This window comes from Nocardiopsis sp. NPDC006832 (genome assembly GCF_040635885.1).
Classification (GTDB): domain Bacteria; phylum Actinomycetota; class Actinomycetes; order Streptosporangiales; family Streptosporangiaceae; genus Nocardiopsis.
This window is the reverse complement of the sequence record NZ_JBEYLC010000145.1, coordinates 1-1431: the sequence shown is the minus strand read 5'-3', so window position 1 is coordinate 1431 and position 1431 is coordinate 1. Positions and strand designations below refer to the sequence as shown.

The window sequence follows — 1431 nt, the reverse complement described above, 5'->3', positions numbered from 1 at the left end:
CGGGACTTAACCCAACATCTCACGACACGAGCTGACGACAACCATGCACCACCTGTCACTCTGTCCCCCGAAGGGGAAAACTCTATCTCTAGAGGGGTCAGAGGATGTCAAGATTTGGTAAGGTTCTTCGCGTTGCTTCGAATTAAACCACATGCTCCACCGCTTGTGCGGGTCCCCGTCAATTCCTTTGAGTTTCAACCTTGCGGTCGTACTCCCCAGGCGGAGTGCTTAATGCGTTAGCTGCAGCACTAAGGGGCGGAAACCCCCTAACACTTAGCACTCATCGTTTACGGCGTGGACTACCAGGGTATCTAATCCTGTTTGATCCCCACGCTTTCGCACATCAGCGTCAGTTACAGACCAGAAAGTCGCCTTCGCCACTGGTGTTCCTCCATATCTCTGCGCATTTCACCGCTACACATGGAATTCCACTTTCCTCTTCTGCACTCAAGTTTTCCAGTTTCCAATGACCCTCCACGGTTGAGCCGTGGGCTTTCACATCAGACTTAAAAAACCGCCTACGCGCGCTTTACGCCCAATAATTCCGGATAACGCTTGCCACCTACGTATTACCGCGGCTGCTGGCACGTAGTTAGCCGTGGCTTTCTGATTAGGTACCGTCAAGACGTGCATAGTTACTTACACATTTGTTCTTCCCTAATAACAGAGTTTTACGATCCGAAGACCTTCATCACTCACGCGGCGTTGCTCCGTCAGGCTTTCGCCCATTGCGGAAGATTCCCTACTGCTGCCTCCCGTAGGAGTCTGGACCGTGTCTCAGTTCCAGTGTGGCCGATCACCCTCTCAGGTCGGCTACGCATCGTTGCCTTGGTAAGCCGTTACCTTACCAACTAGCTAATGCGGCGCGGATCCATCTATAAGTGACAGCAAAACCGTCTTTCACTATTGAACCATGCGGTTCAATATATTATCCGGTATTAGCTCCGGTTTCCCGAAGTTATCCCAGTCTTATAGGTAGGTTATCCACGTGTTACTCACCCGTCCGCCGCTAACGTCAGAGGAGCAAGCTCCTCGTCTGTTCGCTCGACTTGCATGTATTAGGCACGCCGCCAGCGTTCATCCTGAGCCAGGATCAAACTCTCCATAAAAAATTATGATGTTTGATTAGCTCATAAATACTAAATAGTTTGTAACGTTTCGTTACTGTTTATTGGAATTAACGTTGACATATTGTCATTCAGTTTTCAATGTTCATTTCTTACCGACAAGAATTAATTATACATCTTAAGCATAGTTAAGTCAACAAAAAATTCAAGTTAATTTATTAATATATTCTATTAATCCACAAAAAAATGACCAACAGGTCAAAAGTAGATTGCCTGGCAACGTCCTACTCTAGCGGAACGTCAGTCCGACTACCATCGGCGCTAAGGAGCTTAACTTCTGTGTTCGGCATGGGAACAGGTGTGA

General features: G+C 47.7%; 2 rRNA genes. Both read right to left on the bottom strand.

Features of this window, described 5'->3' with window-relative positions:
- Positions 1 to 1109 (bottom strand): 16S ribosomal RNA (locus tag ABZ717_RS28630); the annotation flags it as partial.
- 229 nt (positions 1110 to 1338) lie between these two features.
- Positions 1339 to 1431, bottom strand: a 5S ribosomal RNA gene (rrf, locus tag ABZ717_RS28625); the annotation flags it as partial.